We start from the raw sequence: 20,136 nt of genomic DNA, 5'->3' as shown, positions 1-20,136 counted from the left end.
GACCACGGTCCCGCCGGGGACGCCCGGCACCCGGTCGAGACGGGCGGAGCCGGTCGGGTAAGCATGCGGTCATGGCCATCGCGACCGTCCGCCCCGCCGTCGACGACGACGTCGACGACATCGTGCGCATCCAGGCCCAGACCTGGCGCGCCGCCTACGCCGGGATCATCCCGGACGCCGCACTGGACGGCCTGAGCAGCGACGACGCCCGCGCGGCCTGGACCGACGCGGTGCACGCCGGCGAGGGGTACCACGTGCTCGTCGCCGTCGAGGGCGAGCACACGGTCGGGTTCTGCGCCGCCGCGTTCTACGCCGGGACGCAGGGAGCCTCGATCGCCGAGGTCAGCACCCTGCTGGTCGAGCCGCGCTGGGGCCGCCGCGGGCACGGCGGACGGCTGCTGGCCACCGCCGCGGCCGCCCTGCGCGGGCACGACGCCGAGCAGGGCCGGGCCTGGGTGCCCGAGCGCGACGAGGCGTCGCGCCGCTTCTACGCCCGCGCCGGCTGGGAGGCCGACGGCGCCGTCCGCACCCTCGACACCGGCGACGGCGTCGTGCGCGAGGTCCGGTTCGTCGGCACCCTCGCCCTCGAGCTCGCCGACTGAGCGGGGTTCAGGCCAGGCCGAGCAACGGCTCCAGGCCGATCGTCAGGCCCGGGCGCTCCCGTACCGCGCGGACCGCGAGCAGCACCCCGGGCATGAACGACGAGCGGTTCATCGAGTCGTGCCGGATGGTGAGGATCTCGCCGTCCGCGCTGCCCAGGATCACCTCCTGGTGGGCGACCAGGCCGGGCATCCGCACCGAGTGCACGTGGACGCCGTCGACGCTCGCGCCCCGCGCGCCGTCGGGGTCGACGGTCGTCGCGTCCGGGACGTCGCCGAGCCCGGCGTCCTGGCGCGCCGCCGCGATCAGCGAGGCGGTGCGTGCCGCGGTACCCGAGGGCGCGTCGACCTTGCCGGCGTGGTGGAGCTCGACGACCTCGGCCGAGTCGAAGAAGCGCGCCGCCTGCGCCGCGAAGTGCATCGACAGCACCGCCCCGACGCCGAAGTTCGGCGCCACCAGCACCGAGCCCGAGCCCTTCTCCTGCAGCCACCCGCGCACGGTGCCGAAGCGCTCGGCGTCGAAGCCGCTGGTCCCGACGACGGCCGCGATGCCGTGGTCGACGCAGTACCGGACGTTGTCGAGCACCACGCCGGGGTGGGTGAAGTCGACGACGACGTCCGCGCCGTCCAGGCCCGACAGGGCGTCCCCGTCGTCGAGCTCCGCGACCAGCTCGGTGTCGGACGCCTCGCGCACCGCACGGCAGACCTCGCCGCCCATCCGGCCCTTCGCACCCAGCACCGCCACCCGGATCGACCCGCTCACCCGCACTCCTCACGTCGTTCTCGCTGTCCGGGCCGCAGCCTAGTTCGGGCCGGTCCGTCCTTCCCGGGCTCCCGCCCGTGAGCTAAGTTGCTCACAACAACTCACGATCCGAGGAGACCCGATGAGCGCCGGACCCGACATCCGCCAGCGGACCCACGAGTGGAGCGACCCCGCCGCGACGGCCGCGGCCGCACTGCACACCGACGGGCTGACGTTCGTCCGCGCGATGGCCTCGGGCGAGGTGCCGTCGCCCCCGATCGCGACGCTGCTCGGCATGTCGGTGTCCGAGGTCGAGCCGGGCCGGGTCGTGTTCACCCTCGATCCGGCCGAGTTCCACTTCAACCCGATCGGGTCGGTGCACGGCGGGGTCTACGCGACGCTGCTCGACTCCGCCCTCGGCTGCGCCGTGCACACAACGCTGCCGATGGGCGCCCGCTACACCAGCCTCGACCTGTCGGTGAAGTTCCTGCGCGCGCTGCGGGCCGACTCCGGCACGGTCCGCGCCGAGGGCACGGTGGTGCACGCCGGGTCGCGCACCGCGCTGGCCGAGGCGCGCCTGCTCGACGGCGACGACCGCCTCTGCGCCACCGCCACCAGCTCCTGCCTGATCATCCGCCCGGACGCCTGAGCGACCGGCCCCGCCGCGGTCGAGCCGCGGACCACGCGGCGGACTACGCGCCGGGCACCCGGGCGGGACGGGCGCGGCGGGCGGTGAGCAGACGCCGGGACGTCGCGGCCATCACGAGGATCGCCACGCCCACGATCCCGGCGACGGCGAGGAACTGGCTCCCGGTCACGTCCTCGAGGAGCGGGAACGCCAGGACCGCGACGACGGCGAGCACCGGCGCGACAAGCGTCCCGAGCAGCCGCTCCCCCGTCGACCAGCTCCTCCCCGTCCAGAGCATGACCACCCCGGCCAGCCAGCCCACGACGGGCGCCAGGAACCCGCCCAGGAGCAGCAGGAGCACGGTGACCACGTCGTAGTTCGACGCCGACGTCCGCCCGCCGACCCGGACCGCCGGTCCGGGCGACGCCGCGGCCGGTGTGATCGGGGAGGCGGCCGGTCCGTCCATGGGGGGCGCGGTCCGGTCGCCGCGAGGTGTGTCGGTCACGAAGGTCTCCGAGGGTCGTCGGGCACGGGCGTGGGGGCGGTCATCCCAGGACGAGGCCGCCGATCCACACCGCCGTGGCGACCAGCCCGGCGGCGAGCTCGATCAGGATGCTCCAGCCGACGGCGGTGAGGGCCTCGCGCGCCGAGCGCCAGGCCGTGGCCGCGTCGGGCAGGCGCACCAGCTCGGCGAGCCACACCCCGAGCACGAAGCCGAGGAACAGCCCCACGACCGGGATGACGAAGAACCCGACGACGCCCAGCACCAGCCCGGCCAGCAACGTGCGCGTCGGCACGCCGGACGCCTTGAGCCGACGGCCCGGGAGCAGGTACTTCGCCACCTGCCCGGCGACGGTCACGAGCACCGCGATCCCGAGCACCCACCAGCCGACCTCGTCGCCGCGCGGGACCGCCCACACGGCCACGCCGCCGACGATCAGGATCGGACCGGGCAGCACCGGGAGAACGATCCCGGCCAGCCCGACGGCGATCATCACACCGGACAAAAGGGTCAGCACCACACCGCAACCCTATCCATCCTCCGCCCGGCGCCCCCGCGGACGAGCGGAGACGATCCGCACGCCTGCCGTCCGTCCGCACCCCCTGCAGGAGGTGCGGGTCGTCGGCAGGGGTGCGGATCGGGTTCGGAGAGAACGCGGCCGGGAGTCAGGCCAGGTCGCGCAGGGCGGCGGGGAGGTCGTCGATCTCGTCGTAGGGGCCGACGACCGCGGCCGTCAGGGGCTGGGTGAGCAGCTCCGCGGCCAGGTCCGCGACCTCGGACGGTGTCACGGCCTCGATCCGCGCGAGGCTCTCGGACAGGCTCCGCTGACGGCCGTGGTCGAGCTCGGAGCGCCCGAGGCGGTTCATCCGCGACGCCGTGTCCTCCAGCCCGAGCACCAGCCCGCCACGCAGGGCCCCCTGAGCGCGGAGCACCTCGGCCTCGGTGAGCCCGTCGGAGGCGACGCCGGCGAGCACGTCGCGCACGACGGCGACGACCTCCCCGAGTCGCTCCGGCGCGCACCCCGCGTAGACCGCGAGGCTGCCGGCGTCGGCGTAGCGGACCTGCGACGAGTAGACCTGGTAGGCCAGCCCGCGCTGCTCGCGGACCTGCTGGAACAGCCGCGAGCTCAGCCCGCCGCCGAGTGCGGTGTTGAGGACGGCGAGGGCCGCGCGGCCGGGCGTGTGCCGGCTCGGGCCGGGGACACCGAGCATCAGGTGCGCCTGCTCGGACTCGTCGGGGTGCAGGGCCAGCGCGCTCGACCGGACCGGGCGCGGTCCCCCGCCGGTGCGCGGCGGCTCGGCGGTCAGCCCGCGGCTGCGCTCGGACGCCCCGACCAGGGCCTGCGACACCAGGTCGGCGACGCGGTCGTGGTCGAGGTTCCCGGCCGCGGCGACGACCATCCGCGGCGTCGTGTACTCGCCGCGCCAGAACTCGTGCAGGGTGTCGCGGCTCATCCCCCGGATCGAGTCCTCGGACCCGATCACCGGACGGCCCAGCGCGTGCTCGCCGAACAGCGTCTCGTCGAACAGCTCGCCGAGCAGGTCCTCCGGGTCGTCGTCGCGCATCGAGATCTCCTCGAGCACGACGCCGCGCTCGAGCTCGACGTCGGTGTGCGCGAGCTCGGCCTCGGTGACGACGTCGGCGAGGACGTCGATCGCCAGCGCCACGTCGTCGTCGAGGACGTGGGCGTAGTAGCAGGTGTGTTCCTTCGCGGTGAACGCGTTCAGCTCGCCGCCGACCGCGTCCATCTCCTCGGCGATCCCGGCCGCGGTGCGCCGCCCGGTGCCCTTGAACAGCAGGTGCTCCAGGTAGTGGGCGGCCCCGGCCTGGTCTCCGGTCTCGTCGACCGAGCCGATGCCGATCCAGATGCCGAGCGCCACCGAGCGCACCCACGGCACGGTCTCGGTGACCAGCCGGGCGCCGCCGGGCAGGTCGCTGCGGCGGACCGCGTCGGCGTCACCCGGACCGCCGGCACGTGCGCCGCCGACACCGGGCGAACCGGGCCCGGGCAGCACGACGCCCGCGCCGGCACCGTTGCCCCTCTCGGGGTTCCGGGCCGACGCGGGCGGATCGTTCTTCTCGTGCACTGCGTCCCTTCGGGGATCGGTCAGCTCGGGTTGGACGCCTCGACGGCCTCCGGCTCGACCGCACCGTTGGTCTCGCCGCCGTCGCCGTTGCTGCCGTTGTCCGCGGTCTCGCCGTCGACGACCGGGATCAGGCTGATCTTGCCCCGGTTGTCGATGTCGGTGACCTCGACGCGGAGCTTGTCGCCGACCTTGACGACATCCTCGACCTTGCCGATGCGCTTGCCGCTGCCCAGCTTCGAGATGTGGACGAGGCCGTCCTTGCCGGGGACCAGCGAGACGAAGGCACCGAACGCGGCGGCCTTGACCACCGTGCCCAGGAACCGCTCGCCGATCTTCGGCAGCTGCGGGTTGGCGATGGCGTTGATCATGCCGATCGCCGCCTCCGCGGACGGGCCGTCGGCGGCACCGACGTAGATCGTGCCGTCGTCCTCGATCGAGATGTCCGCGCCGGTCTGCTCGGTGATCGAGTTGATCATCTTGCCCTTCGGCCCGATCACCTCGCCGATCTTGTCGACGGGCACCTGCACCGCGGTGACCCGCGGGGCGAAGGGGCTCATCTCGTCGGGCGAGTCGATCGCCTCGCCGATGACCTCGAGGATCGTCATCCGGGCGTCCTTGGCCTGGCTCAGCGCCGCGGCCAGGACCTCGGACGGGATCCCGTCGAGCTTGGTGTCGAGCTGCAGCGCCGTGACGAACTCCGGCGTGCCGGCGACCTTGAAGTCCATGTCGCCGAAGGCGTCCTCGGCTCCGAGGATGTCGGTCAGGGCCACGTAGGTGACCTTGCCGTCGACCTCGTCGGAGACCAGGCCCATCGCGATGCCCGCGACCGGCGCCTTGAGCGGGACACCGGCGTTGAGCAGCGACATCGTCGAGGCACAGACCGAACCCATCGACGTCGAGCCGTTGGACCCGAGCGCCTCGGAGACCTGGCGGATCGCGTAGGGGAACTCCTCGCGCGTGGGCAGGACAGGCATGAGTGCCCGCTCCGCCAGCGCGCCGTGGCCGATCTCGCGGCGCTTGGGCGAGCCCACCCGGCCGGTCTCACCGGTCGAGTACGGCGGGAAGTTGTAGTGGTGCAGGTAGCGCTTGCGCGTCTCCGGCCCCAGCGAGTCGACCTGCTGCTCCATGCGGAGCATGTTCAGAGTGGTGACGCCCAGGATCTGGGTCTCGCCGCGCTCGAACAGGGCCGAGCCGTGCGCCCGCGGGATGACCTCGACCTCGGCCGAGAGCGGCCGGATGTCGGTGACGCCACGGCCGTCGATCCGGACCTGGTCGCGCAGGATCCGCTGGCGGACCAGCTTCTTGTTCAACGACTTGAACGCCGCACCCAGCTCGGACTCACGGCCCTCGAACTGCGCACCCAGCTTCTCCAGGACGCTCGCCTTGACCTCGTCGGTCCGGTTCTCGCGCTCCTGCTTGCCGGCGATGGTCAGCACCTGGGCCAGCTCGTCGGACACCGCCGCGGTGACGGCCTCCAGCGCGTCCGGCTGGTAGGCCGGGAACACCGGGTAGTTGCCGGTCGGCTTGGCGGCCGCGTCGGCCAGCTGCTGCTGGGCCACGCACAGGCTCTTGATGAACGGCTTGGCGGCCTCGAGGCCCTCCGCGACGACCTGCTCGGTCGGGGCGGTGGCGCCGTCCTCGACGAGCTGCAGCGTCTTCTCGGTGGACTCGGCCTCGACCATCATGATCGCGACGTCGTCACCGACGATGCGACCGGCCACGACCATGTCGAACGCGGCGCGCTCGAGCTGGGCGTAGGTCGGGAACGCGACCCACTGGCTGTTCGAGCCGTCCTCGTCGCTGATCAGAGCGATGCGGGCGGCACCGACCGGGCCGGAGAACGGCAGGCCGGCGAGCTGGGTGGAACCCGACGCGGCGTTGATCGCCAGCGCGTCGTAGGGGTCCTTCGGGTCCAGCGACATGACCGTCACGACGACCTGGATCTCGTTGCGCAGACCGTCGACGAACGACGGGCGCAGCGGGCGGTCGATCAGACGGCAGGTGAGGATCGCGTCCGTGCTCGGACGGCCCTCGCGACGGAAGAACGAGCCGGGGATGCGACCCGCGGCGTACATCCGCTCCTCGACGTCGACCGTCAGCGGGAAGAAGTCGAGGTTGTCCTTCGGCCGCTTCGACGCCGTGGTGGCGGACAGCAGCATGGTCTCGTCGTCCAGGTAGGCGACGACGGATCCGGCGGCCTGGCGCGCGAAGCGCCCGGTCTCGAACCGGACGGTGCGGGTCCCGTGGGACCCGTTGTCGATGACGGCCGTGCTCTCGTGCACGCCGTCGTTCTCGATCGGATCGGTCATAAGTGTGGAGTCACTCCTCGTTCGGTGGTGATGCGCACCACCCCGTGTCGGGGGACATCCTCGGCTGGGCCGGTCTTCGATCGAAGCCCTCGGGAGTCCCACTCCCGGGGGCCACTACCGAGGACCGGCGGATCGTCTCTCCGACTCGATGGTGCCGCTCGCGGCAGTCCTGCCGCGTTGAAGTTGTGCCGCGTTGACGTTGTGCCGCGGCCCGGCACCCCTGCTCAGGGGTGCCGGGCCGGGTGGGTCAGCGACGCAGGCCGAGCCGCTCGATCAGCGAGCGGTAGCGCGCGACGTCGACCGAACGCAGGTACTTGAGGAGCCGGCGACGGCGCCCCACCAGCAGCAGCAGTCCGCGCCGCGAGTGGTGGTCGTGCTTGTGCTCCTTGAGGTGCTCGGTCAGGCCGATGATCCGCTGCGTGAGCAGCGCGATCTGGGCCTCGGGGGAGCCGGTGTCCCCGGGGTGCACACCGTAGGTGTCCACCGTCGTCTTCTTCTGTTCGGTGGTCAGTGCCACGCGAGGTACTCCTTCGTCGTTGACGTCCGTGGGGCCGTGCCCGGACTCGATGCGCTCCAGCCCCGGATCGGTGATCCCGAAGGCTGAGCGGAGCGACACCCGGCTTCCTGCTGGACAGGGGCCGCGGGCTGGTAGACGGTCTCGGCCACCACGAACTGCAGCCGGACTCGGACCGAACGGTACCAGCGGGGTCCGACACTCCGGCCGTCGACCCGCGCCGACCGGCCACGATGCTCCTACGGACGCCCGTCCAGGATACGCCGCGCCGGACGTCAGGTGCCGCCCAGCGCCACCCGGTGCACCGGCTCGTAGACCAGCCCGGACCGGGTCCCGAGACTCGACACCAGCAGCACCTCCGACGGCGTCCACCACGGCCCGGCCGGCAGGTCCGCCCGCGGGGCCGGCGCGTCGTCGATCCGACGTCCGCGGCGCCGGGCCGCCCGGGCCAGCGTCAGGTGCGGGACGAAGCGTTCCGGTGTCCCGCCGGCGAGGGTGACGAGGGCGGCCAGCGCGTCGGCGTCGGCGGGGCCCGCGGGCTCGACACCGGCCCAGAACACGCCGGGGAACTCGCCGGTCCCGGCGACCCGCAGTGTCGGTGCGGGCGCCCCGGCGGCCCACTCCTCGAGCTCCCGTGCCCGGCGGCCGGGCTCGTCCTCGCCGTGGAAGGCCAGCGTCACGTGCCACCGGGCGGTGGGGCCGGGCCGCCATGCGGGGTCGTCGTCGAGGCCGAGCGCGGCGACGTCGGCACTCAGCGCCGCGACGACCTCCGGCGACGGCCAGAGCGCGGTGAACAGCCTCACGGGCGGCTCACCGCACGGGCCGGCTCGCGGCGCGGCGGAGCACCTCGGCGATCTCCGGGAACGACGGGGCCAGCGCCGCCGCGGCCGCGACCAGGCGGGCGGGGGCGGACACGCCGCGCAGCGCGTCGTCCGCGGTCGGGACAGGCCGGGGCGGGACGCGGCGCGGCGCCGGGACCACCGGTGCCGGTGCGGGAGGACGGGCGGCGTCGTCCGCGGCCGACCACTGCAGCCGCGCCGCGTGCGCCTGCTCCAGCAGCGACGGCACCTCCTCCGGCGGGACCGGGCCGCGGGCCACCCGCTCGTCGAGCGCCATCAGCCGGGTCAGCACGGCCGGGTCGCCGATCTTCACACGTCGGCCGCTGACCAGCTGCGACAGCATCGCCGGGCTCATCCCGAGCGTCGCGGCGAGCCGGGCCTGGGTCACCCCCAGCGCACCGGTCAGCCTGTGCACGCGGTCGGACATCGGTGCCCCGTAGAGCTCGCGCTGACGCTCGCGGTTGGCGGTGGTGTCGGGCTGGTCGCCGGTCATGCACAGAGCGTCGCGCCCGGCAGGTGGAATCCGGGCCGGATCGGGGCGGACAGAGTCTTTCCACTCAATCCCCCGCGATCTCCCGCGCACCGGAGCCCGATCAGCTCGACGCCAGCAACGCCCGGGTCTGCTCGACGTCGGCGGTCATCTGGGCGATCAGCGGCTCGAGGCCGTCGTAGGTCTCCTGGCCGCGCAGGCGCTCCACGAACTCCACGCTGACCTCGTGGCCGTAGAAGTCCTCGTCGACGTCGAGCACGTAGGCCTCGACCGTGCGGTTGCGTCCGGAGAACGTCGGGTTGGTGCCGACCGAGACCGCCGTCGGGAGCTTGCGGTCGCCGATCCCGAACCACCCCGCGTACACGCCGTCGGCGGGAACGGCGGTGTAGGGCGGGCACGCGACGTTCGCGGTCGGGAACCCGAGGTCGCGGCCGCGCTTGTGCCCGTGCACCACGACGCCGTCGACCCGGTGCCAGCGGCCCAGCGCGTCGGCGGCCGCGGCGACCGCGCCGGCGTCGATGCAGGAGCGGATGTAGGTCGAGGAGAACGTGACCTCGTCGTCGCTGATCAGGTCGAGTGCCTCGAGCGTGAACCCGAACCGATCCCCCAGCCGGGCCAGCGCCGTCACGTCACCGGCGGCGCGGTAGCCGAACGTGAAGTTGCTGCCCACGACGACGGCCGCGGCGTGCAGCCGGTCGACGAGGATCTCGTGCGCGAACTCGGCCGGTTCCATCCGTGCCAGCTGCGGCGTGAACGGGATGACGCAGAACACGTCGGCCCCGCACTCGGAGATCAGCTGGGCGCGCCGGTCCAGGGTGCTCAGCCGCGCCGGATGGGTGCCGGGGCGGACGAGCTCGGCCGGGTGCGGGTCGAAGGTCACGACGACGATCGGCAGGCCCTTCTCCCGTCCGCGCTGCACGGCGCGCTCGATGAGCTGCCGGTGGCCGCGGTGCACGCCGTCGAACACGCCGACGGTGACCACGCACCGCCCCCATCCGGAGGGCACGGCCTCGAGTCCACGCCAGCGCTGCACGTGCCCGAGCCTACGAAACCCCGCGTCCCCCCGCCCGGGCGCACCCCGGGCTCAGCCCGCCGGGGCCAGGACGACGACGGGGCGGGCGAGCTCGCCCGCGTCGGCCATCAGCGCCACGGCGCGGCCGTCCGGGGCGAAGACCCCGTAGGTGCCGGTCAGGCCCGCGGCGGGAAGCGACCTGCCGAAGCCGACGTCGGCCGCGGCCGAGGCGTCGACGTCGTGGCGCGGGAACGCCGTCGCCACCGCGGCGGCGAGGTCCAGGGAGAGCCCGGGGGCGTCCGCGAGCTGTTCGACGGTCCGCGCGTGGTCGAGGGTGAACGGCCCGACGCGGGTGCGGCGCAGGGCCGTGAGGTGCCCGCCGACCCCGAGCCCGGCGCCGAGGTCACGGGCCAGCGCCCGGACGTAGGTGCCCGAGGTGCAGTCGACGACGACGTCGAGGTCGGTGACGCCGTCGCCGCGCCTCAGGTCGACGAGCTCGAACGCCGAGACCGTGACCGGGCGGGCCGGGATCTCCACCTCCTCGCCCTCGCGGACGCGCTGGTAGGCGCGCTTGCCGTCGATCTTGATGGCACTGACCGAGCTGGGCACCTGTTCGATGTCGCCGGTCAGCGCGGCGATGCCGTCGCGGATCGCGGACTCGTCGACGGCGGAGGCGTCGACGTCGGCGACGGCCTCCCCCTGGGCGTCGTCGGTGCTGGTCACGCGCCCGAGCCGGATCGTCGCGGTGTAGGCCTTGGTGTCGAGCGAGAGGTGCCCGAGCAGCTTCGTCGCCCGCTCGACGCCGATCACCAGCACGCCGGTGGCCATCGGGTCCAGCGTCCCGGCGTGGCCGACCTTGCGGGTGCCCATGATCCGGCGCAGCTTCCCCACGACGTCGTGCGACGTCGGCCCCGACTCCTTGTCGACGATCACGAGTCCGGGCGGTGGCGGAGGGGTACGGGACGCGGGCACGGACGACGATCCTGCCAGCCTCGCCCGGGCCCGAGGCGGGGCCCGACCCCTCGTGCGCGCACGGGTGCGTCAGCGCGCCAGCCGGTAGCCCACGCCCCGGACGGTGGCGACGACGTCGCGGGCGCCGAGCTTGGACCGCAGCGACGCGACGTGCGCCTCCAGCGTGCGGGCGGCGGAGGCGTCCGCGGTGCCCCAGACCTGTTCGAGCAGCTCGGCGCGTTCGACGACCGCGCCCTCGCGGCGGGCCAGGGCGGCGAGCAGGTCGAACTCCTTGCGGGTCACCGCGACGGTCTCCCCCGCGGCGGTGACGACCCGGCGGTCCAGGTCCACCTCCACGTCCCCGACGGCGACGACGGCGGCCACCGCGGCCCCGGTGCTGCGCCGCAGGACGGCCTCGATCCGCGCCAGCAGTTCGTCGGTGGAGACCGGTTTGACCAGGTAGTCGTCGGCGCCGCTGCGCAGTCCCTGCACCCGGGCGGCGACGTCGCCGCGTCCAGTGATGGCCAGGATCGGCACCCGGGAGCGCTCCCGGATCTCGCGGCAGACGCCGAGCCCGTCCCGGTCGGGCAGGCCCATGTCCAGCAGGACGACGTCCGGGTCGTCGGCCAGCGCGGCGAGGGCCTCGGCGCCGCTGCCGACCCGGCGCGCGGAGTACCCGGCCGCGGTCAGGGTGCGCCGGAGGGCGTCCCCGAGCACGTCGTCGTCCTCGACCAGCAGTACCCGCACGCGACCACCGTAGTGACCCGTTGCACGCCGGCGTTCCTCAAGAGTCCCTCAATTCGGGTCGGCCCGCCGTTGACCGTGCCCACCCCCGGGCTTCCTACTGTGCGCACAGACACGTCGAGGAGGACGGACATGGCCGAGGCCGCCAGCACCGCCGCTGACACGGGGAGCATCGCCCCGCCGCGGACGAAGAAGAAGTTCTACACCCAGCTCTGGTTCTGGGTGCTGATCGGCATCGTCGCGGGCATCGGGGTGGGACTGGCCGCGCCGGACTTCGCCAAGGAACTCAAGTGGCTGGCCGACTCCTTCGTCCAGATGATCAAGGTCATCATCGGCCCGGTCATCTTCTGCACCGTGATCGTCGGTATCGCCTCGCTGGGCAACCTGGCCCGCGCCGGTGGACTGGCGCTGCGCGCGCTGGGCTACTTCCTGGTGATGACGGTGATCGCCCTGGCGATCGGTCTGCTCGCGGGCAACCTGTTCACCCCCGGCCTCGGCTTCGAGGGCACCCCCGACCCTGCGCAGATCGCGGACGCCCAGGAGAGCCTCGGCACCGCGAGCGGTGAGTCCGGCGTGGTCGCGTTCATCCAGGACAGCCTGCTGCCGTCGAGCTTCCTCGGCCCGTTCGTCGACAACTCGGTGCTGCAGGTGCTGGTGCTGGCGATCCTGAGCGCCTGCGCGATCAGCGGCCTGAACGCGAACCTGCGCACCCGCATCGTCAGCAGCATCGAGTCGATCGCCCAGGTCATCTTCGGCATCATCAAGCTGATCATGTGGGCCGCGCCGGTCGCCGCGTTCGGCGGGATGGCCTACACCGTCGGGGCGTTCGGTGTCGAGTCGCTGCAGAACCTCGGCCTGCTGATGGCCGTGTTCTGGGGCACCTGCCTGGTGTTCATCGTCGTCGTGCTCGGTGCGGTGTCCTGGCTGTCCGGGTTCAACATCCTCAAGGTGATCCGGCTGGTCAAGGACGAGCTGCTGATCATCGTCGGCACGTCCTCGTCGGAGTCGGTGCTGCCGCGGCTGCTCACCAAGCTGCAGGCCGCCGGTGCGTCCAAGCAGACCGTCGGCATGGTCATCCCGACCGGCTACTCGTTCAACCTCGACGGCACCTGCATCTACCTGACCCTGGGTGCGCTGTTCATCATCCAGGCCGGTGGCGAGAACCTGCCGATCGGTGCGCAGATCGGCCTGGCCGTGCTGATGGTGCTGACGTCGAAGGGTGCCGCCGGCGTCACCGGCGCCGGTCTGGTCACCCTGGCCGCGTCGCTGCAGGCCTTCGGCGGGGAGTTCTTCACCCCGGAGGCGATCGTCGTCGGGCTGGCGCTGATCGTCGGCATCGACCGCGTGATGAGCGAGGGCCGGGCGCTGACCAACTGCATCGGCAACGTCGTCGCCACGTTCGTCGTCGCCCGCTGGAACGGCGAGCTCGACCGCGAGCGTCTGCGGGCCGTGCTGAACGACCCGAAGCTGGTGGAGTCCGCGATGGACGCCGCGCACGGTGGCGGTACGCCGATCGAGGAGCCCGCGGAGAAGGAGTCCGAGCGCTCCACCGAGAAGGTCGGCAGCCCCGCCTGACCGCCCTCCTCCTCCGACACGACGGCCGGGTCGCCCACGGTGGGGCCCGGCCGTCGTCGTCTCCGGGGCCGCCACGAACCGGCCTCCGGGCCGCCTCCGTCCCGCCGGTACCGACACGGGAGCGCGATGACAGCGCCGCAGAACATCCGCTGGGCCCGCCTGCAGTGGGACAGTGTCGCGGTGGCGAGGATCGGACGGGTTCCGCAGCGACGGTCGCGGCTGGTGCGGCGGCTGCTGGTACTGCAGCTGGTCACGGTGCTGATCACCGTCGGCGGGCTGGCGGCGCTCGGGATGTGGGGCGCGCAGCGGATCGAGCTCGACTCCGCGGGCCGGCTCACCGGCGCCACCGCCGCGGCCCTGGCCGGGGACCCCGCCGTCGTCGACACGCTGGGCGGCGGCGGCGACGTCGCCACGCTCTCGGCCCGCATGCAGCCGCTGGCCGAACGGGTCCGGGTCGCCTCGGGCACCGGGTTCATCGTGGTCATGGACCCGTCCGGGCTGCGCTACAGCCACTCCGAGACCGACCGGATCGGCGGCATATACCAGGGCACCCTCGCCCCCGCGCTGGCCGGGCAACCGCTGACCGAGGTCTACACCGGGACGCTCGGCCCGTCGGTCCGCACCGTCGTTCCGGTGTTCTCCGGCGGACGCGTCGTCGGGGCGGTGTCGGTCGGGGTCCTGCAGACGCGGGTCAGCGACCTGGCCCTGATGTACCTGCCCGAGATCGTCGGTGCCGCCGCCCTGGCGCTCGCGCTCGGCGCCGGGCTCGCCTGGCTGCTGGCCCGCCGTCTGCGCCGCCAGACGCTCGGCCTGGAGCCGGACGAGATCACCGCCGCCTACACCCATCACGACGCCGTGCTGCACGCCGTCGGTGAGGGACTCCTGGTCGTCGACTCCGACCGCCGGCTGGTCGTGGTCAACGCCGAGGCCCGGCGCCTGCTGGGGCTCGACGGAACCAGCTCCTCCCCGGCGCACCCGGGCACGGAGTCCCCGGGCCCGACCGCCCCAGGTCCGACCCCCGCTGGTCCGACCTCCGCTGGTCCGAACCCCACAGACCCGACCGCCACAGGTCCGGCCGCCGCGGGTCCGGCCGCCGCGGGTCCGGCCGCCGCAGGTCCGGCCGGCGGGAGCGCAGGTGAGATGACGTCCATGACTCCTGGAGGTCGCCCGGAGGGCCATCAGCGTCATCCCACCCACGGTCGTGGAGCCGACCGGCCCGGGCGCCGGGTGCCCGCCGGGCAGGGGACGGGCGAGTCGGGGCTCGACCTGCTCCGGATCGACCCGGCGGTGCGCGCGGTCCTGGACCGCGGGCACGACGAGGACCTGCGCGACGAGCCGGCGCTCGCCGGGGAACGGGTGCTGCTGGTGAACAGCCGCGCGGCCGGTCCCGCGGCCGGACCGGGGACGCGGGTGTTCACCCTGCGCGACCGCACCGAGCTTGCCGGGGCGCTGCGCGAGCGCGACGACGCTCGCGACCGGGTCGCGGCACTGTCCGGGCAGGCGCACGAGTTCGCGAACCGGATGCAGACCGTGATCACGCTGATGGAGCTCGGCGACACCGCGGACGCCACCCGCGCCGGGGTGGCCGCCCTGGACCGGACCCGCGGGCCGGGCGCCGCCGTCGCCGCCGAGGTGCTCGACCCCGTCCTCGCCGCCCTGCTCGCGGACAAGGCCTGGACCGCCGACGAGCTCGACGTCGCGTTCACCGTCACCGACGAGATCGACCCCGGCGACGTGTGTGGCGCCGATCCCGGGTCCCCCGACGTTGCCCTCGGCGACCGCCTGCCCTGGTCCGCCGACGACCTCGTGTCGCTGGCCGGCAACCTCGTCGACAACGCGCTGGAGGCCGTCTCCGGGCAGCCGCGCACCGCGCCCGACGGTACCCGGCGGGCCGTCGCGGTCACGATCTCCCTGGACGGCCCCCGCCCCGTCGGTCCGGACAGCACGTTGGTCCTGCGCGTCTCCGACACCGGGCCGGGCATCCCCGCCGACACCGTGGCCGACCTGTTCACCTACGGCTTCAGCACCCGCGGCGTCGACGGCGGGCGCCCGCGCGGCATCGGTCTCGCCCTGGTGGACCGGATCACCCGCCGCCTCGGTGGGACCGTCGAGGTCACCGCACGCACCGGCGAGGGCGCCACCGGGACGGGCGAAGCCTCCGACCGGGGGCCCGCCGATCAGGGAGCCACCGATTCGGGAGACGCCGACCCGACATGGTGGCCGGGCGCGCCCGGCGCCGGCGGAACCAACGGTGCCGGCGGAACCAACGGTGCCGGTGGAGCTCACGGGGCCGGCAAAACCGACGGTGCCGGCGGAACGGGGACCGTGTTCACGGTGCGGCTGCCGTTCTCGCCGGTGCTCGCATCGACCACGCCGGTCGTGCACGATCCGGAGCCACGCCGTCACGGTGAGCCCTCCTCCGACCGGATCCACGCTTCATGATCGATCTTTGTGGGACGATCGGTGCCATCGATGGCACCGATCGACACACACCGATCGATCATGAACGTCCGCCACGACACCACCGCCCCGGAAGCCGACACTCAGGCGCCGACTCCCTGGACGAGGGCTCCGCTCGTCCGGCGACACTGGACGGGGGCCCCGTTCGTCCGGCGACACTGGACGGAGGCCCCGCTCGTCCGGCGACACTGGATGGGGGCCCCGTTCGTCCGGCGAACTTGGACGAGGGCCCCGTTCGTCCGGCTGGTTGGACGAGAACTCCGTTCGTCCGGCGAGGCTGATCGAGGGCTCCGTTCGTCCGGCGAGACTGGCTGGACGAGGGCCCCGTTCGTCCTGCGAGATCGGACGAGAGCTCCGCTCGCGCATCCGACCCGGTGACGGACCGGTAAGCCCTTCGACCGGATCCACGCCCCATGATCGATCTCTGTGGTCGGTTCCGGGCGATCGGTGGCCCGAACGTGACCACAGAGATCGGTCATGAGCGGTCGCGATGGCCTGGTCGGACGCAGCCCGACCGGGATCGCTCAGGCGCGCACCGCCCCCGTCACGGCCCACTTCCCCGACCATCCCCGCCGCCCGACGGCGACGAGCCGGATCACCATGAACGCGCTCAGGCCGGCCCAGATCCCGGCGAGGCCCCAGTCGAACACCAGCGACGCCCAGATCATCGGCAGGAACCCGCCCAGGGCCGCGATGAGCGTCGTCGTCCGCAGGAACGCGGCGTCCCCGGCGCCGAGCAGCACGCCGTCCAGGGCGAACACCACCCCGGCGATCGGCTGCAGCCCGGCGAAGAACCACCACGCCATCGGCACCACCGCGAGCACGGCGACGTCCGAGGTGAACACCCCGGGCAGGAACGGGTAGAGAGCGGCGAACAGGACCCCGAACCCGACGCCGAGCACCAGCCCGTAGCGCGTCACCCGCGCCGCGACCGCCCGCGCCCGGGCCGCGCCGTCACCACCGGACCCCGCCCCGGACCCCGCCCCGGACGACGACGACGCGGCGGGCGAGGACCCGGCGGAGGACGACGACGAAGCGGAGGACGGGGCGGCGGACGACGATCCCAGCGCCGACCCGACGAGTGCCTGCGCGGCGATCGCCACCGAGTCCAGCACCAGCGCCTGGAACACCCACAGCTGCAGCACGATCTGGTGCGCCGCGACCGACGGCGCACCGAACCGGGCGGCGACGGCCGTCGCGGACAGGAAACAGGCCTGGAACCCCAGCGTGCGCAGCAGCAGGTCGCGCCCGAGCACGGCCTGCGCGCGCAGCACCGACGGCATCGGCCGCAGACGGACCGGCTCGCCGGCCGCGGCGGTGGCGCGCTCGACGTACAGGGCCCGCAGGAAGAACCCGGCCGTCACCGTCTGCGCGACGACGTTGGACACCGCCGACCCCTCCAGCCCCCAGCCGTCCCAGCCGCCGATCCCGAACACCAGCAGCGGGCACAGCAGCGCGGACAGGCCGTTGCCGGCGATCACGTAGCGCAGCGGGCGGACGGTGTCCTGCACACCGCGCATCCAGCCGTTGCCGGCCAGCGTCACGAGGACCAGCGGCGCCCCGAACAGCGCGATCCGCAGCCACGACTCGGCCCCGGCCGCAACCGCGTCGCCGGACGGCGTCCCGGCACCGGCCAGGGCCCGGCTCACCGGTCCGGCCAGCAGCTGCCCGGCGACGAGCACCAGCAGCCCGACGCCCAGTGCCAGCCAGGTCGCCTGCACGCCCTCGGTGACGGCGTCGGAACGCCGTCCGGCACCGTGCAGCCGCGACGCGCGCGCGGTGGTGCCGTAGGACAGGAAGTTGAGCTGGGTGGTGACCTGGCTGAACAGCACCCCGGCCACGGCGAGACCGGCCAGCGGTACCGCACCGAGCCGGCCGACGACGGCCGTGTCCACGAGGACGTAGAGCGGCTCGGCGGCGAGCACCGGCAGCGCCGGCACGGCCAGGCGCAGGATGTCCCGCGCACCGCCCTCGGACCTGCGGAGCGACGACATGGATCTCATCCTCACCGGCGGGTCCGGATCACCGCACCCCTTACCCGGTCGCCGGAGGGCTCAGATCCCGGCGACCTTCGGACGCCGGCACAGGTAGCAGAACGCGGGCGGCAGGTTGCGCCACACCGTGCGGGTGACGACGACCTCGTCGAACGTCTCGTGCAGCGTCGCCCGGAACCGCCGGGCCGACGGCAGCGGCATGCCACCGGGGTAGGCGAACGTGGCGAACACGCCGGTCTCGCCGATCGCGGTCACCACCTGCCCGAGGATCGCGCGCTGGGTCTCCCGGTCGAACAGCGACCAGGGCAGGCCGCTGATCACGGCGTCGACGGATCGCACGTCCCGCTCGGCCAGGAGCGCGCCGAGCTTGGCGGCGTCGCCGTTGATCACCTCGACGCCGGGGTGCGCGGTCGCGAGGTAGCGGGCCATCGCCGGGTCCAGCTCCACGGCGAGGTGCCGCGCGGACTCCGGGAGACGGCGCGACACCAGCTCGCTGACGGCGCCGGTGCCGGGGCCGAGCTCGACGACGACCGGGCTGCCCTGCGTGGGTGCCACCATCGCGAGCCGGGCCGAGAGCCACGGCGAGCTGGGGGCCACCGCCCCCATGCGGGCGGGGTTGCGCACCCACGCCGCGAGGAACTCACGCCATGGATAGTCGGTACCCGCGGCCCGTGCGGATTCGGACGCCACCGCTTCACCTCCCGGATCGCGCATCACGCTACGGGCCGGACGCCGGTATCGCTCGGTCCGGTCCGTCCCGGACGGCGGGAGGTGGCCCGGCTCACCCCGGTACGGCTCACCCTGCGGCGCGAGCGTTCTCGATGTCGACCTGCGCGGCGAGCTCGGTGCGCAGGGCGTCCAGCACGTCGGAGACGGGCCCCGGGCGCTCCACCCCGGCCGCCCCCGGGTGCCCGCCCCCGCCGAGACGGGTGGCCACCGCCGACAGGTCCGGCACGCCGGTGCCGCGCAACGACGTCGACCACTCCCCCGGCGAGATCTCGCTGATCAGCGCGGCCACCCCGTCGCCGGCGGTGGCCATCAGGTGCCCGGACACCGAGGCCACCTCGGACCGGAACCGGTCCACCGTCGCGGCGTCCACACTGGCCCAGACCAGACCCGCGCCACCGACCGCGTCCGGCTCCCGCCGTGCCCCGGCCAGGATCGTGGCCAGCGCGGCCAGCCATGCGAACGACGACGCCCCGGACAGCTCGCGCATCAGCTCCCGCGGCTCCACCCCCGCGTCGACGAGCTCCGCCCCGAGGCGCAGCGCGTCCGCGCCCCCGAAGCGGAACCCCCCGGTGTCGGTGTAGAGCCCGGCGAACAGCGCGCGGGCGAGCGTCAGGTCCACCTCGACGCCGAGCGCGGCGACGATCCGGCGGACGAGCATCACCGTGGCCGGCGTCTGCGGCTCCACCAGGTGGTGCGTCCCGAACCCGGTGTACGACGCGTGGTGGTCGACGACCAGCGACACCCGCGCCGCGTCCAGCAGCGGGGTCAGCGAGCCGAGCCTCGGGGGTGACGACACGTCGCAGCAGACGAGCACGTCCGGGCGCTGCGGGACCTCGTCCGGCTCGACGACCAGTCCGTCCGGGTCAAGCGTCCGCAGCGTCTCCGGCACCGGGTCCGGGCCGCCGAACGACACCACGGCGGGCACCCCGGACCGGCGGACGGCGGTGGCCAGCGCGACGGCGCTGCCCATCGCGTCGGCGTCCGGGCGGATGTGCCCGAGCACGAGCACCCCGGACGCGCCACGGAGCAGCTCGGCCACGCCGTCGGCGTCGACCGGGCCGGGTGGGACGTCGCGGTGCCCGGGCGGTGTGGCCGGTACCGGGCCCGGGGCCATCACTCCTCGTCGTCGCGCGGGGCGCGGTACGGGTCCGGATCACCGGCCGGGGACGCGCCCGCGGCCAGGCGCGCGACCTCGGCGTCGGAGGCCCGGGTGCGGGCGAGGAGCTCCTCCATCCGGCGGGCCTCGTCGGGCACCTCGTCGAGGAAGAACGTCAGGCTCGGCGTGTGCCGGACGCCGGTCTGCTGACCGACCCGGCTGCGCAGCACCCCGGTGGCGCTGGCCAGCGCGGCCGCCACCCCCTGGGTGTCCGGCGGGGAGTCCACCGAGGCGCCCATCACCGTGTAGTAGACGGTCGCCTCCCGCAGGTCACCGGTGACCCGGGTGTCGGTGATCGTCACCATCGACAGGCGCGGGTCCTTCACCTCGTGCTCGAGGGCCTCGGCGACGATCTGCGAGATCCGCTTCGACAGCTTGCGTGCGCGTGCGTGGTCGACCATGTCGCGTGAACCTCTCCGAGAGAAACCTGCACGGTGAGAGTGGAGTCTCGACCGGTGACGACCGGTCGAGTCTACGAGGTGCCGACAAGCGGGTCGCGGCCCGCTACTCGTCCTCGGGGCCCAGCAGCCGGTGCCGCACCGAGAGCAGCTCCAGCTCCGGGCGGGCCGCCACCAGACGCTCGCAGCGCTCCAGCACCGCCCGTACGTGCGCGGCGTCGGCGGCCACGCAGCTCACACCGAGCAGTGCGCGGCGGTGCAGGTCCAGGTGCCCGGCCTCGGCCGCCGCGACCTCGAACCGGCGCAGCTCGGCCAGTACCGGCCGCACCAGCGACCGCTTCTGCTTCAACGACCGGACGTCGCCGAGCAGGACGTCGCACTCCAGTGCACCGACGTACACGGGTCCG

The 20,136-nt window shown here is 73.9% G+C and carries 20 protein-coding genes; 4 read left to right on the top strand and 16 right to left on the bottom strand.

All coding sequences use genetic code 11. From position 1 onward, the window contains the following. Positions 1-71 precede the first annotated feature (71 nt). Positions 72-602 (top strand): GNAT family N-acetyltransferase, encoded by a 531-nt coding sequence (locus EV383_RS08185; protein ID WP_130289349.1) that lies wholly within the window; start codon positions 72-74, stop codon positions 600-602. A 7-nt stretch (positions 603-609) separates the two neighbouring features. Here EV383_RS08185 and dapB read toward each other — a convergent pair whose 3' ends face one another. Beyond that, positions 610-1,368, bottom strand: coding sequence for a 4-hydroxy-tetrahydrodipicolinate reductase (gene dapB / locus EV383_RS08180; RefSeq protein ID WP_130289348.1), 759 nt, complete (start codon positions 1,366-1,368; stop codon positions 610-612). Between the two features lie 115 nt (positions 1,369-1,483). Between dapB and EV383_RS08175 the strand changes: the two genes are divergently transcribed. Then, on the top strand, positions 1,484-1,990 hold the full coding sequence (locus EV383_RS08175) for a PaaI family thioesterase (RefSeq protein ID WP_130289347.1): 507 nt from the start codon (positions 1,484-1,486) through the stop codon (positions 1,988-1,990). Between the two features lie 43 nt (positions 1,991-2,033). Here EV383_RS08175 and EV383_RS08170 read toward each other — a convergent pair whose 3' ends face one another. The 10 genes from EV383_RS08170 to EV383_RS08130 all read right to left on the bottom strand — a co-directional run bounded on the left by EV383_RS08170 (position 2,034) and on the right by EV383_RS08130 (position 11,420). Beyond that, positions 2,034-2,474 carry a hypothetical protein gene (locus EV383_RS08170; protein ID WP_130289346.1) on the bottom strand — a complete coding sequence of 147 codons (441 nt, stop codon included), beginning with the start codon at positions 2,472-2,474 and terminating at the stop codon, positions 2,034-2,036. 40 nt (positions 2,475-2,514) lie between these two features. Continuing rightward, complete coding sequence (locus EV383_RS08165) at positions 2,515-2,991, bottom strand: DUF456 domain-containing protein (protein ID WP_242622964.1); 477 nt, start codon at positions 2,989-2,991, stop codon at positions 2,515-2,517. A gap of 145 nt (positions 2,992-3,136) precedes the next feature. Next, positions 3,137-4,483, bottom strand: coding sequence for a M16 family metallopeptidase (locus EV383_RS08160; RefSeq protein WP_130294084.1), 1,347 nt, complete (start codon positions 4,481-4,483; stop codon positions 3,137-3,139). 95 nt (positions 4,484-4,578) lie between these two features. After that, a complete protein-coding gene (locus EV383_RS08155; protein WP_130289345.1) occupies positions 4,579-6,867 on the bottom strand; it encodes a polyribonucleotide nucleotidyltransferase in 2,289 nt (762 codons plus the stop codon). A 247-nt stretch (positions 6,868-7,114) separates the two neighbouring features. After that, positions 7,115-7,384 carry a 30S ribosomal protein S15 gene (gene rpsO / locus EV383_RS08150; protein WP_130289344.1) on the bottom strand — a complete coding sequence of 90 codons (270 nt, stop codon included), beginning with the start codon at positions 7,382-7,384 and terminating at the stop codon, positions 7,115-7,117. A gap of 272 nt (positions 7,385-7,656) precedes the next feature. Continuing rightward, positions 7,657-8,184, bottom strand: a complete 528-nt coding sequence (locus EV383_RS08145) for a 2'-5' RNA ligase family protein (protein ID WP_165438275.1) — start codon at positions 8,182-8,184, stop codon at positions 7,657-7,659. Between the two features lie 7 nt (positions 8,185-8,191). Then, positions 8,192-8,713 carry a helix-turn-helix domain-containing protein gene (locus EV383_RS31075; RefSeq protein ID WP_165438274.1) on the bottom strand — a complete coding sequence of 174 codons (522 nt, stop codon included), beginning with the start codon at positions 8,711-8,713 and terminating at the stop codon, positions 8,192-8,194. Positions 8,714-8,813: 100 nt separating this feature from the next. Then, positions 8,814-9,743 carry a bifunctional riboflavin kinase/FAD synthetase gene (locus EV383_RS08140; protein ID WP_130289342.1) on the bottom strand — a complete coding sequence of 310 codons (930 nt, stop codon included), beginning with the start codon at positions 9,741-9,743 and terminating at the stop codon, positions 8,814-8,816. Between the two features lie 51 nt (positions 9,744-9,794). Beyond that, a complete protein-coding gene (truB, locus tag EV383_RS08135; protein ID WP_423213691.1) occupies positions 9,795-10,712 on the bottom strand; it encodes a tRNA pseudouridine(55) synthase TruB in 918 nt (305 codons plus the stop codon). 51 nt (positions 10,713-10,763) lie between these two features. Further along, positions 10,764-11,420, bottom strand: coding sequence for a response regulator transcription factor (locus EV383_RS08130; protein WP_130289340.1), 657 nt, complete (start codon positions 11,418-11,420; stop codon positions 10,764-10,766). A gap of 129 nt (positions 11,421-11,549) precedes the next feature. On the opposite strand from EV383_RS08130, the gene EV383_RS08125 reads away from it, so the two are divergent. Together EV383_RS08125 and EV383_RS08120 are read left to right on the top strand one after the other, a co-directional pair. Beyond that, complete coding sequence (locus tag EV383_RS08125; RefSeq protein WP_130289339.1) at positions 11,550-12,992, top strand: cation:dicarboxylate symporter family transporter; 1,443 nt, start codon at positions 11,550-11,552, stop codon at positions 12,990-12,992. A 126-nt stretch (positions 12,993-13,118) separates the two neighbouring features. After that, the gene (locus EV383_RS08120; RefSeq protein ID WP_130289338.1) at positions 13,119-15,434 is read left to right on the top strand and encodes a sensor histidine kinase; all 2,316 of its coding nucleotides are present in this window, start codon (positions 13,119-13,121) and stop codon (positions 15,432-15,434) included. Between the two features lie 542 nt (positions 15,435-15,976). Here EV383_RS08120 and EV383_RS08115 read toward each other — a convergent pair. The 5 genes from EV383_RS08115 to EV383_RS08095 form a co-directional block, all read right to left on the bottom strand. Continuing rightward, positions 15,977-17,446 (bottom strand): MATE family efflux transporter, encoded by a 1,470-nt coding sequence (locus EV383_RS08115; protein ID WP_130289337.1) that lies wholly within the window; start codon positions 17,444-17,446, stop codon positions 15,977-15,979. Positions 17,447-17,506: 60 nt separating this feature from the next. Next, positions 17,507-18,052: a class I SAM-dependent methyltransferase gene (locus tag EV383_RS08110; RefSeq protein ID WP_242623422.1), complete on the bottom strand. Its 546-nt coding sequence runs from the start codon at positions 18,050-18,052 to the stop codon at positions 17,507-17,509. 190 nt (positions 18,053-18,242) lie between these two features. Then, the gene (locus EV383_RS08105) at positions 18,243-19,289 is read right to left on the bottom strand and encodes a DHH family phosphoesterase (protein WP_130289335.1); all 1,047 of its coding nucleotides are present in this window, start codon (positions 19,287-19,289) and stop codon (positions 18,243-18,245) included. Next, positions 19,289-19,732: a 30S ribosome-binding factor RbfA gene (gene rbfA, locus EV383_RS08100; protein WP_130289334.1), complete on the bottom strand. Its 444-nt coding sequence runs from the start codon at positions 19,730-19,732 to the stop codon at positions 19,289-19,291. Before rbfA ends, EV383_RS08105 begins: the two co-directional genes overlap by 1 nt. A gap of 103 nt (positions 19,733-19,835) precedes the next feature. Beyond that, a complete protein-coding gene (locus EV383_RS08095) occupies positions 19,836-20,129 on the bottom strand; it encodes a DUF503 domain-containing protein (protein WP_130289333.1) in 294 nt (97 codons plus the stop codon). Positions 20,130-20,136: the final 7 nt, after the last annotated feature.

The organism is Pseudonocardia sediminis (assembly GCF_004217185.1).
Classification (GTDB): domain Bacteria; phylum Actinomycetota; class Actinomycetes; order Mycobacteriales; family Pseudonocardiaceae; genus Pseudonocardia; species Pseudonocardia sediminis.
This window is presented reverse-complemented; position numbering and strand designations above follow the sequence as displayed.